Annotated in this window: 14 protein-coding genes and 1 pseudogene; 7 read left to right on the forward strand and 8 right to left on the reverse strand. The window is 67.1% G+C overall.

Annotation, left to right across the window (positions count from 1 at the left end):
- Together AB4Z10_RS15915 and AB4Z10_RS15920 are read right to left on the reverse strand one after the other, a co-directional pair.
- A pseudogene (locus AB4Z10_RS15915) lies at window positions 1-163 on the reverse strand (aldehyde dehydrogenase family protein); the annotation flags it as partial.
- Between the two features lie 121 nt (window positions 164-284).
- Window positions 285-437 carry a hypothetical protein gene (locus AB4Z10_RS15920; RefSeq protein ID WP_265052127.1) on the reverse strand — a complete coding sequence of 51 codons (153 nt, stop codon included), beginning with the start codon at window positions 435-437 and terminating at the stop codon, window positions 285-287.
- Window positions 438-585: 148 nt separating this feature from the next.
- Here AB4Z10_RS15920 and AB4Z10_RS15925 point away from each other — a divergent pair, with 148 nt between their 5' ends.
- Complete coding sequence (locus tag AB4Z10_RS15925) at window positions 586-1,074, forward strand: pyridoxamine 5'-phosphate oxidase family protein (protein WP_441471355.1); 489 nt, start codon at window positions 586-588, stop codon at window positions 1,072-1,074.
- A 39-nt stretch (window positions 1,075-1,113) separates the two neighbouring features.
- On the opposite strand, the gene AB4Z10_RS15930 is transcribed toward AB4Z10_RS15925, so the two are convergent.
- The 4 genes from AB4Z10_RS15930 to AB4Z10_RS15945 all read right to left on the reverse strand — a co-directional run bounded on the left by AB4Z10_RS15930 (window position 1,114) and on the right by AB4Z10_RS15945 (window position 4,308).
- Window positions 1,114-1,806, reverse strand: a complete 693-nt coding sequence (locus AB4Z10_RS15930) for a phosphatase PAP2 family protein (RefSeq protein ID WP_441471356.1) — start codon at window positions 1,804-1,806, stop codon at window positions 1,114-1,116.
- An 8-nt stretch (window positions 1,807-1,814) separates the two neighbouring features.
- On the reverse strand, window positions 1,815-2,720 hold the full coding sequence (locus tag AB4Z10_RS15935) for a diacylglycerol/lipid kinase family protein (RefSeq protein ID WP_441471357.1): 906 nt from the start codon (window positions 2,718-2,720) through the stop codon (window positions 1,815-1,817).
- Window positions 2,721-2,765: 45 nt separating this feature from the next.
- On the reverse strand, window positions 2,766-3,653 hold the full coding sequence (locus AB4Z10_RS15940; protein ID WP_441471358.1) for a transglutaminase-like domain-containing protein: 888 nt from the start codon (window positions 3,651-3,653) through the stop codon (window positions 2,766-2,768).
- A gap of 271 nt (window positions 3,654-3,924) precedes the next feature.
- Window positions 3,925-4,308 (reverse strand): PRC-barrel domain-containing protein, encoded by a 384-nt coding sequence (locus AB4Z10_RS15945; protein WP_441471359.1) that lies wholly within the window; start codon window positions 4,306-4,308, stop codon window positions 3,925-3,927.
- A 240-nt stretch (window positions 4,309-4,548) separates the two neighbouring features.
- Between AB4Z10_RS15945 and AB4Z10_RS15950 the strand changes: the two genes are divergently transcribed.
- Entirely contained in the window at window positions 4,549-4,812 is a 264-nt protein-coding gene (locus AB4Z10_RS15950; protein WP_441471360.1) for a glycine zipper domain-containing protein, read from the forward strand.
- 73 nt (window positions 4,813-4,885) lie between these two features.
- Here the strand turns inward: AB4Z10_RS15950 and AB4Z10_RS15955 are convergent, their stop codons facing one another.
- On the reverse strand, window positions 4,886-5,635 hold the full coding sequence (locus AB4Z10_RS15955; protein ID WP_441471361.1) for a UTRA domain-containing protein: 750 nt from the start codon (window positions 5,633-5,635) through the stop codon (window positions 4,886-4,888).
- 8 nt (window positions 5,636-5,643) lie between these two features.
- Window positions 5,644-7,047 carry a formimidoylglutamate deiminase gene (locus AB4Z10_RS15960; RefSeq protein ID WP_441471362.1) on the reverse strand — a complete coding sequence of 468 codons (1,404 nt, stop codon included), beginning with the start codon at window positions 7,045-7,047 and terminating at the stop codon, window positions 5,644-5,646.
- Window positions 7,048-7,148: 101 nt separating this feature from the next.
- Here AB4Z10_RS15960 and hutI point away from each other — a divergent pair, with 101 nt between their 5' ends.
- The 5 genes from hutI (at window position 7,149) to AB4Z10_RS15985 (ending at window position 13,196) form a co-directional block, all read left to right on the forward strand.
- On the forward strand, window positions 7,149-8,357 hold the full coding sequence (hutI, locus tag AB4Z10_RS15965) for an imidazolonepropionase (RefSeq protein ID WP_441471582.1): 1,209 nt from the start codon (window positions 7,149-7,151) through the stop codon (window positions 8,355-8,357).
- A complete protein-coding gene (hutH, locus tag AB4Z10_RS15970) occupies window positions 8,354-9,886 on the forward strand; it encodes a histidine ammonia-lyase (RefSeq protein ID WP_441471363.1) in 1,533 nt (510 codons plus the stop codon). Before hutI ends, hutH begins: the two co-directional genes overlap by 4 nt.
- Window positions 9,887-10,037: 151 nt before the next feature.
- Window positions 10,038-10,841, forward strand: a complete 804-nt coding sequence (hutG, locus tag AB4Z10_RS15975; RefSeq protein ID WP_441471364.1) for an N-formylglutamate deformylase — start codon at window positions 10,038-10,040, stop codon at window positions 10,839-10,841.
- Complete coding sequence (gene hutU, locus AB4Z10_RS15980; RefSeq protein ID WP_441471365.1) at window positions 10,838-12,505, forward strand: urocanate hydratase; 1,668 nt, start codon at window positions 10,838-10,840, stop codon at window positions 12,503-12,505. Before hutG ends, hutU begins: the two co-directional genes overlap by 4 nt.
- Window positions 12,506-12,632: 127 nt before the next feature.
- Entirely contained in the window at window positions 12,633-13,196 is a 564-nt protein-coding gene (locus tag AB4Z10_RS15985; RefSeq protein WP_441471366.1) for a HutD/Ves family protein, read from the forward strand.
- Window positions 13,197-13,419 lie beyond the last annotated feature (223 nt).

The following is a 13,419-nucleotide window of genomic DNA, read 5'->3' on the forward strand; positions in this document are numbered from 1 at the left end:
ACGACGCGGCCTTGGCGGCGGCCACGGCGCTGTTGAGGTCCTCGACCGAGCCCTGGACGTATTCGCCGACCACGTCGTTGGTGTTGGAGGGATTGATGTTGCGCGAGGCATTGGCCCCGCCGGCCCACTCGCCGGCGATCAGGTTCTTGAAGGGCGCGTTCATCTCGTTCTCCCACGAACAGGTCCGTGGGAGGGTGTTAGCGCCTTTGGGGCGGGAAGGCCAATGCCCGACGGTCGGGGAGCCATCCGCTGACCGCATCGCCGGAGAGGCGGCGGCAGCAACCTCACTTCTCCTTGATCGACAGCCCGTTCTTGCCGACCGAGATTTCGACGCCGTCCGGCTGCTTCTTCTCCTGGTAGAGCGAATAGCCGGTGACAGCGAGGGCAGCGACCAGCACCACGACCAGAACGACCAGAAGATTGCGCGAAGCGAGCATGAGACATCCTTGGAGAAGCGGCCGGAACCGCGGCGCGCTGCCAACGCCCGACGCCCGGTCAAAGTTCCGCGAGGACGGAACGTTCCGCCGCCGACTGCGTTCTCATCGGGCGCGAGCCATGAGATGATCGTGCGAGCTGGAGCAAGTGATGCGCGAGACCGAAGTGCAGGAGCGAATTTGGACCGCGCTGGCCGCGCACCCCGTCTATATGGTCTCGCTGTTAGCCGAAAACACCATCAAGACCCGGCCGATGTCGGGGCATCTCGACCGCGACCATCATCGGCTGCTCTTCATCAGCCATCGCCATACCGGCATTATCGGCGCGGCCCTGCGCTCCCCTTCCGTCTCCCTCGCGATCAGCCTTGAGGACCGGAACTTCTACGCCGCCATCTCCTGCTCGGCCTCGGAAGTGCCGGGCCGGGAGGAGCTGCGCGAGATCTGGACCCCGCTGGCGAGCGCCTGGTTCCCCAATGGACCGGACGATCCCGACGCGACGCTGCTGGAGCTGACACCGATCTCTGCCGAAATCTGGGACGGCCCATCGAGCAGCGTCGTCGTCGCCTTCAAGCTGGCGACGGCGAAGATCCTCGGGCGCACGCCCGATCTCGGCGTCAACGCCACTATCGACATGCGCTGAGCCGGCTCTGAGGCCGGACGCCGACCGAGCCAGCCGGCCTCAGGCCGTGTCGGAGGCCGCCATCCTCCGCCCGAGCCAAGCGATCGCGGTGCTCGACCAGGCAACGCCGAGACACCAGCCGCCGATGACGTCGGTCGGCCAGTGAACGCCGAGATAGACCCGGCTGAGACCGATCAGCACGATCATCACCCAGGCCAGCGAAACGCACAGCCGCTTGATGTCGTCACGCCGCGAGGCGAGGCCGACGAAGCCCGCGATGCTCAGCAGCGTCACCGCCGAGAGGAAGGCATGCCCGCTCGGAAAGCTGGCAGTGAAGGTCAGCGCCGCATGGGCGACGATGTCGGGCCGTGGGCGCCCGATCGCGATCTTCAGCCCATTGCTGACCAGCAGGGCCGCGAGCAGGCTGACGACGAGGCCCACAGCCAGGTGCCGATAACCACAGAACCAGAGCGCCAGCGTCGCGGTCGTCGCCATGAAGAACAGGCCGACAAAACTGCCGAGCGCAGTCATGTCCCGCACCGCCTCCTGAAACCAGGTCGGCCCGACCGGAGCGGCGGGATTGGCAGGGTCGCGGAACAGCTGGACCAGCGTGGTATCGAAGGCGAAGCTGTGACCCGAGGCGATGAAGGCAGCAAGCGTCACAAAGACCAGCGCGGCGGCAACCGGCACGAGAATGCGCGGCTGCCACCAGGGGGCAGACACCTGGCTCAGAGCGTGCCCAGGCTGAGACATGGCGACTTTCAACTCCGGAAGCGGGGCGGGCGAGCGGCGATAACCGTCAAGGCCCTGGGCAGCAAACCATATGCCAACGGCCCGACCTTGCGCTCGACCTCGCCATCGAAAGTGATGTGCCCGCGCCGCTTGTCGCGCCGGGAAAGCGTCACGGCATTGCCTGTGAAGGAACTGAGATTTCGCGACGAGCGCCAGAGGCCGGAAGCGACGGACAGGGCCGCCTTGCTGCGCGAATAGAGGCCGCCCGCATTCAGGACATGGACCTCGAAGACACCGCCATCGAGACAATCGCGCCGCCATTCCGCACCGTTGAAACGATTGACGGTGACCAGCACGGCATCCGCCTCGACGACGCGGCTTTGATTGCCGACGGCAATCTCGACGGTGATCGGGCGCGTGAACAGGATCGAGCGCGTCGCGGCGACACCGAAGGCAGCAACCCGGCTGAAGGGGAAGCGGCGGCGGGCATATTCGCGCTCGCGCGCCATCAGGCTGAAGAACCCCATGCCGGAGATGGAGTGGAACAGCCGATCGTTGACGCGGCCGACATCCATCGCGACGGGCTCGCCATGACAGAGCGCCTCGACCTGCTGTTCGAGCGGGCCGAACAGGCCGAGGTCACGCCCCAGCACGTTCACGGTTCCCATCGGCAGGATGCCGACCGGGCGGTCCGACTGAATCAGGACTGGCAAGGCGCCGTTGATGGTGCCGTCGCCGCCGGCCAGGACCGGTATCGTCCTATCTTTTTCGATCGCCAGCGACAAGGCGCTGCCGATCTCGCGCGGCGGGACCAGCTTGACTTCCGCGTGGCAGCTATGGGCCTTGAAAGCAGCCTCGATGCGCGTTGCAAAAGCATCGGCACCGGCTTCCAGCACAGCTCCCGCGCGAGCGTTGACGACAACGGTATGGCGCATGTGGAGCCCAAGATAGGTGCACCCCGCAGCGGTGCAAGACCGGCCTCACGCCGCCGCCGGGCGCGCGTCGAACTGCGCAGGCTGCGGCGGGGCCAGCGGCATGGGCGTCTCCGCGACTTCTTCGGTGATCACCTCGAAGCGCTGCAGCGTATGCATGCCGAAGGAACACATCATCGCGGTATCGGTCGCGTCACGTCCGCGGGCGATGACGATGCGGCCGATGCGCGGCTCGTTGTGGCGGGCATCGAAGGTGTACCAGCGGCCGCCCAGGAAAACCTCGAACCAGGCATTGAAGTCCATCGGCGCCGGGTCAGGCGGCACGCCGATGTCGCCGAGATAGCCATTGCAATAGCGTGCCGGGATGTTCATGCAGCGGCACAGGGCGATGGCGAGATGCGCGAAATCGCGGCAGACGCCGATCCGCTCCTCGAAGGCCTCTGCGGCCGTGCGCGTGCTGCGAGCGAAATGATAGCCGAAGGTCAGGTGATTGTGGACGAAGTCGACAATCGCCTGGACGCGCGGCCAGCCCGGCGCCACCTGCCCGAACAGCGACCAGGCCTGATCGAAGAGCTTGTCGGTTTCGCAATAGCGGCTGCCGAGCAGATAGACGAGCGCCTCGTCGGGCAGGCGCGAGGGAGCAACCTCGCGCGCCGTCGGATGGACACGGTCGGGCTCGCCCGAATCGTGCACGACCCCTTCCGATTCAAGGCGGATGCCGCCGGGAGGCGCCACCATGCGCCGGCAGATATTGCCGAAGGCGTCGAGATGCTGTGCGACAGCGATCGGGAGCGACGGATCGGCCAAAGCGCTAACCCGCATCTCGTCGGGCATCGTCAGGTCATGGCGGCGTGAGGGATGGACGTCGAGCAATGTGAAGAGGGGCATGTCACGCGCGCAAACCAACTCGATCCGATAGCCGTAACGGATACGCATCTCGCTTTCTCCTGATGTGAGGGACGGCTGCCTCGCGGCTATGCCGCGGTAGCTCATCGAGTGTCGAATTCCCTCTCGGAGCAGACGCGCGAAGGCGCCCTCCGGTTCCCAAGCGCTGGAGAAAAAGCCCCGCGCTCTTCAGGCCTTCGCCGCCTGCGAGAACACGCAAGCCAGGCTCAAAAAGAAGATGCGGGCCTTTCGGCCCGCATCCCGCCGCCACGGCGGTTCGGCTGGGGGGATAGCAACCGCCGCGACCTGCGTCTGGCAGCCGCTACATCATCCAGTAGGGCATCGTGCCGTAATAGTCGTGGACACGCTTGCCGTAAGCCTTGTCCTCCCAGTCGGGTTCGCCCTCGCTGTCGTACATCGGCGCAGCTTCGAGCTTCTCCTTCGTCAGAGGCACGACGTAGCCGCCGCGTTGCGGGTCGTAATCGAGAACGCTCCACGGAATCGGATGGTACTTCTCGCCGAGGCCGAGGAAGCCGCCGAAGGACATGATGGCGTAGGCGACCTTGCCGGTCTGCTTGTCGAGCATCACGTCGTAGATCTCGCCGAGATGCTCACCAGCTGCGTTGTAGACGTCCGTTCCGGCAACGCGGGCCCCTGCAATCAAGGGATTGGCAGTGCTGGTGGTGGGCGTGGTGGACATCGCCATGTCGGTTCCTCCATGTGTCAGCGGCGCATCGCTGCAGCGCCAGAAACTCGTCTCCTCAACGTCCTGCGGAAGCCAAAGGTTCCAGCTTTTTCAGAGCCTTTTTGTGCAATCTTCCGGCACCACATTTCCGGCCCATCGTCATGTAAATGGAGGTTGCGCTTCGCATCGGAACCTTTGCCGGCACGGCGGGTTTCGGAGTGCGAGCGACATCGCCGTTTTGTGAAGAGGAGAACAGTCGGCATGAAGAAGTTCATGGTCATCGTGGGTCTTGCAGCCGCCTTGGGCGCCTGCACCGCGCGTGAACAGAATGCAGGTACTGGCGCTCTTATCGGCGCGGGCGCGGGTGCGCTTATCGGCGGCGCCGCGACGGGCCGGGCCGGCGGTGCCTTGGCCGGTGCAGCCATCGGCGGTGCCAGCGGCGCCATCATCGGTTCCGCCGCCACGCCGGATCAAGTTTGCTACGGCCGCGACGAGTGGGGCCGGCGCGTGCGTTACGCCTGCTGACGGAAGCTCCAGCGAATTCTTGGGAGGCTCGCCGATCCGGCGGGCCTTTTTTTTTGCAGCCTGGCTTGCCGCGTCAGACCTGGCCGTAGGGGCCGAAACGCCCGACGAAGCGATGGCGAAAGCCGGGATAGAGCAGCCGCACGGCGGTGACCGGCTTCGACTGGTTCCAGGTCCGGCGCTCGACCAGGAGGCAGGGCTCGCCAACCGCGATGTCGAGCAGGCCAGCCTCTTCCTCTCCCGCCCCGACGGCGCTGATCGCGTGCTCGGCCTGCGACCAGAGACTGTGCCTGAGCAGCCAGTCGCCGGGCGGTGTCAGCGCGAAATCCTCCTCGGCGAGACCGGACACGGCGGCAGCGTGGATGACGCGCTCTTCCAGCACATGCGGCTTGCCGTCGGCGCGATGCAGCACGACGAGATGAGCCACCTTGTCCGAACGCTTCAGGCCGAAGCGCTCGGCGACTTCCGGAGCAGGCCGGCCGTCGCTGCGTGAAAGAACGTCATATGCATACGCTTGGCCGAGTTGCTCCACCTCCTCCGGGATCGAGAGAATGTCGAGCATGGCGTGACTGGCCGGAGGGCTCGCGACGATGGTGCCCGAGCGGCGGCGGCGGACGATGAGCCCCTCACGGGCGAGTTGCACGAGCGCGCGATGCACCGTCATCCGCGAGGCGCCGAGCTGTTCCATCAAGGCGTGTTCCGGCGGCACGCCGGTGCCCGGCGGCCATTCCCCGCTGACCACCAGATCGCGGATCGCGCGCCGGATCTGCTCATAGACCGGCCCGGCGCCGTCCAGCTTCACCGCGTCGAGCCGGGTCTCCGTCATCCTGTTCCCTACGCTGCAGCAAGCAGGCGCCGCATCACGCCGGCAAAGCGCGCGCGCACCGAATCGCGGGCGACATGCTGCCCTTCGGCCACCACCCTCCTGCCACCGACGACGACGTCGCGCAAAGGCAGAGCGTTGGCGGCGAAGATCGCGCTGTCGACCGCCTCGGCACCGGCCTTGCCGACGATGGCCGGGTGATCGGCGTCGAGCGTGATGAAATCGGCACGGTGGCCCGGCGCGATCGCGCCGATGGCGCGGCCGCAGGCCTGCGCACCGCCGGCACAAGCTGCCTGCCAGAGCGCCAGGCCAGTCGAGGCCTGCTCCTCGGCGAAGAGGGCGCGGCGGCGATCGCGCAGGCGCTGCGAATATTCGAGCTGGCGCAGTTCGGCACCGGCATCGATCTGGATGTTGGAATCGCTGCCGACACCGAAGGCGCCGCCGGCATCGCGGTAGCGGATGCCGTCGAAGATTCCGTCGCCGAGGTTGGACTCGGTGATCGGGCACAGGCCGGCGACCGCGCCGCTGCGCGCAATGCCGTCGCGCTCTGCATCGCTCAGATGCGTCGCATGGATCAGGCACCAGCGCCGGTCGAGCGGGATCGTGTCCATCAGCAGTTCGACCGGGCGCTTGCCGGTGATCTTCAGACTGGCCTCGACCTCCGGCACCTGCTCGGCGACATGGATATGGACCGGGTTGCCCGGACGCAGGGAGGCCACCCACCCGAGATCGTCGAGCGCGACGGCACGCAGCGAATGTGGGGCCACGCCAAGCCGCGCATCCGGCAGATCGCGGATCGCCACCGCACTGTTCTCCAGCAGACGCTGATAAGCGTCGCGGTCATTGACGAAGCGGCGCTGGCCATGGACCGACGGCGCCTGCCCGAAATTGCCGAAGCGATAGAGCACCGGCAGCAAGGTGAGGCCGAGCCCGGTTTCTCCTGCCGCCGCGGCTATCGCCTGCCCCATGGCCGCGATGTTCGCATAGGGGCGGCCGTCCTTATCGTGATGCAGGTAGTGAAATTCTGCGAGCGCGGTGAAGCCGCCTTCCAGCATCTCGACGAAAGCCTGGGCAGCGATGGCCTGCACATCCTCCGGGTCGAGCCGGTCGAGAAAGCGATACATCACCTCGCGCCAGGTCCAGAAGGAATCCTCCGGCGCGCCGCGCCGCTCGGACAGGCCGGCCATGCCGCGCTGGAAGGCATGGCTGTGCAGGTTCGGCATGCCTGGCAGCGCAATCCCGCCGAAACTCCGGGCTTCCCCCGCCGGCTTCCGCCCTGCTTCGACGGACATGATCACGCCGTCGGCGACGGTCAGTTTCACATCACCGGCAAAGCCCTCGGGCAGAAGAGCCTCGGCCAGATGCAGGGTCTCGGTCACCGTTTCGCTCCCTCGGTCGTTGGCGCCTAATTGCATATGCAAATAGCGCTTGCCATTTGCATATGCAATTAGATATCATGTTCGGAGATCAAAGAGTAGCGGGAGGATGCGCGGTGGCCATAGCGCCAGGTGAAACGCTGGCTTGCGACAAGCTCTGGACGAATGCGCGGCTGGCGACGATGTCACCCATCGTCAACGCAGCTTATGGCGCCATCGAGGACGGCGTCGTCGCATCCCGCGACGGACGCATCATCTTCGCCGGCCAGCGCGCGGAAGCTCCGGCCTTCGCGGCGGCCGAGACCATCGATTGCCAGGGACGCTGGATCACGCCCGGCCTGGTCGATTGCCACACCCATCTCGTCTACGGCGGCGACCGCGCGCATGAGTTCGAACTGCGCCTCCAGGGCGCGACCTATGAGGAGATCGCACGCGCCGGCGGCGGCATCCTCTCCACCGTCAAGGCGACGCGCGAGGCGAGCGAGGACGACCTCCTCGCCTCGGCCGATCGGCGCCTCGCCGCACTGATGGCCGAAGGCGTCACCACCGTCGAGATCAAGTCCGGCTACGGGCTGGAGCAGCAGGCCGAGCTGAAGCAGCTCCGCGTCGCGCGCCGGATCGGCCGTGAGCGACCCGTGACGGTGCGCACCACCTTCCTCGGCGCCCACGCCGTGCCGCCGGAATATAAGGGCCGCTCGGGCGACTACACCGCGCTCGTCGCGGGACCGATCCTCGACGCGGTTGCGGCCGAAGGACTTGCAGATGCCGTTGACGTCTTCTGCGAGGGCATCGCCTTTTCCCCCGAGGAGACGAAGGCTGTCTTCAGCGCCGCCAAGGCGAAGGGCCTCGCGATCAAGGTCCATGCCGAGCAGCTTTCCAACCTGCATGGCGCCAAGCTTGCAGCCGAGATGGGCGCGCTGTCCGCCGACCATCTCGAATATCTCGATGAGATCGGCGTCGAAGCCATGGCCAAGGCTGGCAGCGTCGCGGTCGTGCTGCCCGGCGCTTTCTATTTCCTGCGCGAGACGCAGAAGCCGCCGATCGAGCTGATGCGCAAGCACGGCGTCGCCATCGCACTGGCGACCGACGCCAATCCCGGCTCGTCGCCGCTGACCTCGCCGCTGCTCGTGCTCAACATGGCCTGCACGCTCTTCCGCATGACGCCGGAGGAGGCGCTCGCCGGCCTCACCCGCCACGCCGCCACCGCGCTCGGCCTCCAGGACGAGGTCGGCACGCTCGAAGCCGGAAAGCGCTGCGACCTCGCGATCTGGGACATCGAACGCCCGGCCGAGCTCGCCTATCGCATCGGCTTCAACCCGCTTCACACCCGCATCTGGAACGGACAATGACGACGGTTTCGCTTAACCCGGGCGCAGCCCGCCTCACCGACTGGCGCGCCATCCTCGACGGCGCCGTGGCCTCCCTCGCCGGCGACAGCGCCACCTCCATCGCCTCCGGGCAGAAGATCGTCGAGGAGATCGTCGCCGCCGGCACCGTGACCTATGGCGTCAACACCGGCTTCGGCAAGCTCGCCAGCGTGCGCATCGCCGATGCCGATCTCGCCACGCTCCAGCGCAACCTCATCCTCTCGCATGCCGTCGGCACCGGCCCTGCCCTGCCAGACGGCGTGGTGCGCCTGCTGCTCGCGATGAAGGCGGCGAGCCTGGCGCGCGGCGCCTCCGGCGTGCGGCCGGTGGTGATCGAAGCGCTGACCGGTGCGCTCAAGGCCGATGCCCTGCCGGTCATCCCCGCCAAGGGCTCGGTCGGCGCCTCCGGCGATCTCGCGCCGCTGGCCCATATGACCGCAGCCCTGATGGGCTTCGGCGAGATCCGCCTGAAGGGCGAGACTCTGCCCGCAGCCGAGGCGCTGAAGCGCGCCGGCCTCAGCCCGCTCGCGCTCGGTGCCAAGGAGGGCCTCGCGCTGATCAACGGCACGCAGGTCTCGACCACGCTGGCGCTCACCGGTCTTGCCGCTATCGCCCGCGTCTTCGACGCCGCGCTGGTCGCCGGTGCGCTCTCGGTCGATGCACTGAAGGGTTCCGACACGCCCTTCGACCCGCGTATCCAGACCCTGCGCGGCCAGCCCGGCCAGATCAAGGTCGCCAAGATCCTGCTCGACCTGATCGCCGGCAGCGCCATCCGCGAGAGCCATCGCCATGGCGATACCAAGGTGCAGGACCCCTACTCCCTGCGCTGCCAGCCGCAGGTGATGGGCGCGGTGCGTGACCTCATCGGCAACGTGGCCGCCACGCTTGGCATCGAGGCCAACGCGGTCACCGACAACCCGCTGGTGCTCGGGCCGGGCGAGATCGTCTCGGGCGGCAACTTCCATGCCGAGCCGGTCGCCTTCGCCGCCGACATGCTGGCGATGGGCGTCTGCGAGATCGGCAATCTCTCCGAGCGGCGCATGGCGCTGCTGGTCGACCCCGTCATGAGCGGGCTGCCGCCCTTCCTCGCCCGCGACGCCGGCCTGAACTCCGGCTTCATGATCGCGCAGGTCACGGCCGCGGCGCTGGCTTCCGAGAACAAGCAGAAGGCTTACCCTGCTTCGGTCGACACCATCCCCACTTCAGCCAACCAGGAAGACCACGTCTCCATGGCGACGCATGGCGCCTTCCGCCTGATCGACATGGCGAAGAACGCCGCCAGCATCATCGGCGTCGAGCTGATGGCGGCGGCGGAAGCGATCGAGCATCATCGCCCGCTCAAGACCAGCGCGCGGCTGGAACCGGTGCTGGCGCTGCTGCGCGAGAAGATCGCGCCGCTGACCGAGGATCGCTATCTCGCTCCTGATCTCGCAGCCGCGACCGAGTTCGTGCTGTCCGGAGCGGTCGGCAAGGCAGCGGGCCTCGACAGCTTCGCGGAGTGCGGGGCGTGAGATCGCCTCGCGTCCCGCGAGCCCTCATCCTGAGGAGCGCCGAAGGCGCGTCTCGAAGGATGCTCGCCGAGGCTCCGCCGCACACTGGAACATCCTTCGAGACGGCGCTGACGCGCCTCCTCAGGATGAGGGCAGGAGGAAACGCGCTCAAATGACCATCATCAGCGTCACGCGGGGCTCCTCCCCGTTCATCCTCTCGATGCCGCATCCCGGCACGGGCCTGCCGCCGGAGGTTGCGGCGGCGCTGAGCGAGCGCGGCCGGCTGGTCGAGGACACCGACTGGCATATGCGCCGGCTCTACAGCTTCGCCGCGCCGTTCGAGCCGACGATCGTCGAGGCGCAGCTCTCGCGCTTCGTGATCGACCTCAACCGCGATCCGGCCGGCGTCTCGCTCTATCCGGGCCAGGCGACGACCGAACTCGTGCCGACTACGACCTTCGACGGTGCGCCGATCTGGCAGAACGCGCCGGACGCAGCTGAGATCGAGCGGCGCAAAGTTGCCTATTTCCAGCCCTATCATCAGGCGCTCGCGGCCGAGATCGCACGGGTGAAGGCCGAGCACGGCTATTGCGTGCTCTGGGACTGCCACTCGATCAAGTCGGAGATCCCGCGTCTTTTCGATGGGACGCTGCCGACGCTGAACCTCGGCACCAATTCCGGCGAAAGCTGCGCTGATAGCGTCGAGGCGGCAGCTGTCGCCGCCATGGCAGGCCAGCCCTTCACCCAGATCCTCAACGGCCGCTTCAAGGGTGGCTGGATCACGCGCCATTACGGGCGCCCCTTCGAGCGCGTCCATGCGCTCCAGATGGAAATAGCGCTCTCCGCCTATCTGGCTGAAGAATCAGCGCCCTGGGCCTTCGACGAGACTAAGGCCGCCAGCCTGCAGACCGCCTTGTCAGCCACAATCGAAGCCGCGCTTGCCGCAGCCGCAGCCATCGAACGGAGCCGTTCATGACCCGCCTCGACAACACCCGCACGATCCGCGCCGCGACCGGCACCGAGCTCACCGCCAAGAGCTGGCTGACCGAAGCGCCGCTGCGCATGCTGATGAACAATCTCGACCCGGACGTCGCCGAGAACCCGCATGAGCTCGTCGTCTATGGCGGCATCGGCCGGGCCGCGCGCTCCTGGGAGGATTTCGACCGCATCGTCGCGGCCCTGCGCCAGCTCGAGGCCGACGAGACGCTGCTCGTCCAGTCCGGCAAGCCGGTCGGCGTCTTCCGCACCCACAAGGATGCGCCGCGCGTGTTGATCGCCAACTCCAACCTCGTGCCGCACTGGGCGAACTGGGACCATTTCAACGAGCTCGATAAGAAGGGGCTCGCCATGTACGGCCAGATGACGGCCGGCTCCTGGATCTATATCGGCACCCAGGGCATCGTGCAGGGCACCTACGAGACCTTTGTCGAGGCCGGGCGCCAGCACTACAACGGCAGCCTCAAGGGCAAATGGGTGCTGACCGGCGGCTTAGGCGGCATGGGCGGCGCGCAGCCACTTGCAGCGGTGATGGCCGGCGCCTCCTGCCTCGCCGTCGAGTGCAATCCCGACTCGATCGATTTCCGCCTGCGCACCCGCTATCTCGACGAGAAGGCGCAAACCCTCGACGAGGCGCTCGAGATGATCGCCCGCTGGACCAAGAACGGCGAGGCGAAATCGGTCGGCCTGCTCGGCAACTGCGCCGAGATCCTGCCTGAGATGGTCCGTCGCGGCATCCGGCCCGACATGGTCACCGACCAGACCTCGGCCCATGACCCGGTCAACGGCTACCTGCCCAAGGGCTGGACCATGGGCGAGTGGAAACAGCGCCGCGAGGGCGATCCGAAGGCCGTCGAGAAGGCGGCGCGCGCCTCGATGCGCGAGCATGTCGAGGCGATGATCGCCTTCCAGGACATGGGCATCCCAACCTTCGACTACGGCAACAATATCCGCCAGGTCGCCAAGGAAGAGGGGCTGGAGAACGCCTTCGCCTTCCCCGGCTTCGTGCCGGCCTATATCCGCCCGCTGTTCTGCCGCGGCATCGGCCCGTTCCGCTGGGCCGCGCTCTCGGGCGATCCGGAGGATATCTACAAGACCGACGCCAAGGTGAAGGAGCTCACGCCCGGCAACACGCATCTGCACAACTGGCTCGACATGGCGCGCGAGCGCATCTCGTTCCAGGGCCTGCCGGCGCGCATCTGCTGGGTCGGCCTCGGTGATCGCCATCGGCTCGGTCTCGCCTTCAACGAGATGGTCAGGACCGGCGAGCTCAAGGCGCCGGTCGTGATCGGCCGCGACCATCTCGACTCCGGCTCCGTCGCCTCGCCGAACCGCGAGACCGAAGCGATGAAGGACGGCTCGGACGCGGTATCCGACTGGCCGCTGCTCAATGCCCTGCTCAACACTGCGGGCGGCGCGACCTGGGTCTCGCTGCATCATGGCGGCGGCGTCGGCATGGGCTTCTCGCAGCATTCGGGCGTCGTCATCTGCGCTGACGGCACCGATGACGCGGCTGCCCGCCTCTCGCGCGTGCTCTGGAACGACCCGGCGACCGGCGTAATGCGCCATGCCGATGCCGGCTACGACATCGCGCTGGACTGCGCCCGCGAGAAGGGGCTCAACCTGCCGGGGATTCTGGGCTGAACTCCCTGTCATTGCGAGCGAAGCGAAGCAATCCAGTGTCGTAGAGCTCTACGCCCCCTAGATTGCTTCGTCGCTACGCTCCTCGCAATGACGACGCCACCCCGTCCCCCCGTCGAGGACCCATCCCATGCGCATCATCCGCGCCGCCGACTGCAAGGTCATGCCGTGGAAGAACGGCGGCGGCACCACGACCGAGATCGCGGTTTTTCCCGAGGGAGCCCCCCTGAGCGATTTCGAATGGCGCATCTCGATGGCGCATGTCGGGCAGGACGGGCCGTTCTCGTCCTTCCCCGGCATCGACCGGACCCTGTCGGTGCTGACCGGCAACGGCATCCGCCTTGCCTTCGGCGGCGGGGAGACGGTGGCGCTCGCTCGCTCGACCGCCCCCTTCTTCTTCGCCGCCGACCGGGCAGTGGACGGCGTGCTGGTCGACGGGCCGATCGACGATCTCAACGTGATGAGCCGGTGCGGGGCATGGAGCCACGGCGTCGAGCGCCTGGGCGGCGGATGGCATGAGGTCGCGTCGGAGCGTGGATTGCTGGTTCTCGTGGCGTGCCATGGCAATTGGCAGGTGAACGGGACCGCGCTGGCCGCCGGGGACAGCGCCGTGCTCGAAGCTCCCGTCACGGCCGAACTCGCCGCCGGGCGCGACGGCGAGCTGTTTGTCGTGAGGCTGACTCCAGCGTCGTAAAGCACGCTGTGTTGTGACGGAACCACGCCGTCATTCCGGGGCTCGCACAGCGAAGAGCCCGGAACCCATGAACGCGCGGATTGCCGTCATGGTCGGGCTTGTACCGGCCATCCACGCCTTCATCGGTGCAGTGCGGTGTTCAAGACGTGGATGCTCGCCACGAGGGCGAGCATGACGGAACAGGAGCAGCCTCGTGTCCATAAGTTCCGGGCTCGGTCCTACG

This window comes from Allobosea sp. RAF48, from assembly GCF_052114025.1.
Classification (GTDB): domain Bacteria; phylum Pseudomonadota; class Alphaproteobacteria; order Rhizobiales; family Beijerinckiaceae; genus Allobosea.

Coding starts and splice junctions, on each gene's coding strand:
- AB4Z10_RS15920 (WP_265052127.1), bottom strand. CDS start 437: ATGCTCGCTTCGCGCAATCTTCTGGTCGTTCTGGTCGTGGTGCTGGTC.
- AB4Z10_RS15925 (WP_441471355.1), top strand. CDS start 586: ATGCGCGAGACCGAAGTGCAGGAGCGAATTTGGACCGCGCTGGCCGCG.
- AB4Z10_RS15930 (WP_441471356.1), bottom strand. CDS start 1,806: ATGTCTCAGCCTGGGCACGCTCTGAGCCAGGTGTCTGCCCCCTGGTGG.
- AB4Z10_RS15935 (WP_441471357.1), bottom strand. CDS start 2,720: ATGCGCCATACCGTTGTCGTCAACGCTCGCGCGGGAGCTGTGCTGGAA.
- AB4Z10_RS15940 (WP_441471358.1), bottom strand. CDS start 3,653: ATGCGTATCCGTTACGGCTATCGGATCGAGTTGGTTTGCGCGCGTGAC.
- AB4Z10_RS15945 (WP_441471359.1), bottom strand. CDS start 4,308: ATGGCGATGTCCACCACGCCCACCACCAGCACTGCCAATCCCTTGATT.
- AB4Z10_RS15950 (WP_441471360.1), top strand. CDS start 4,549: ATGAAGAAGTTCATGGTCATCGTGGGTCTTGCAGCCGCCTTGGGCGCC.
- AB4Z10_RS15955 (WP_441471361.1), bottom strand. CDS start 5,635: ATGACGGAGACCCGGCTCGACGCGGTGAAGCTGGACGGCGCCGGGCCG.
- AB4Z10_RS15960 (WP_441471362.1), bottom strand. CDS start 7,047: ATGCAATTAGGCGCCAACGACCGAGGGAGCGAAACGGTGACCGAGACC.
- hutH (WP_441471363.1), top strand. CDS start 8,354: ATGACGACGGTTTCGCTTAACCCGGGCGCAGCCCGCCTCACCGACTGG.
- hutG (WP_441471364.1), top strand. CDS start 10,038: ATGACCATCATCAGCGTCACGCGGGGCTCCTCCCCGTTCATCCTCTCG.
- hutU (WP_441471365.1), top strand. CDS start 10,838: ATGACCCGCCTCGACAACACCCGCACGATCCGCGCCGCGACCGGCACC.
- AB4Z10_RS15985 (WP_441471366.1), top strand. CDS start 12,633: ATGCGCATCATCCGCGCCGCCGACTGCAAGGTCATGCCGTGGAAGAAC.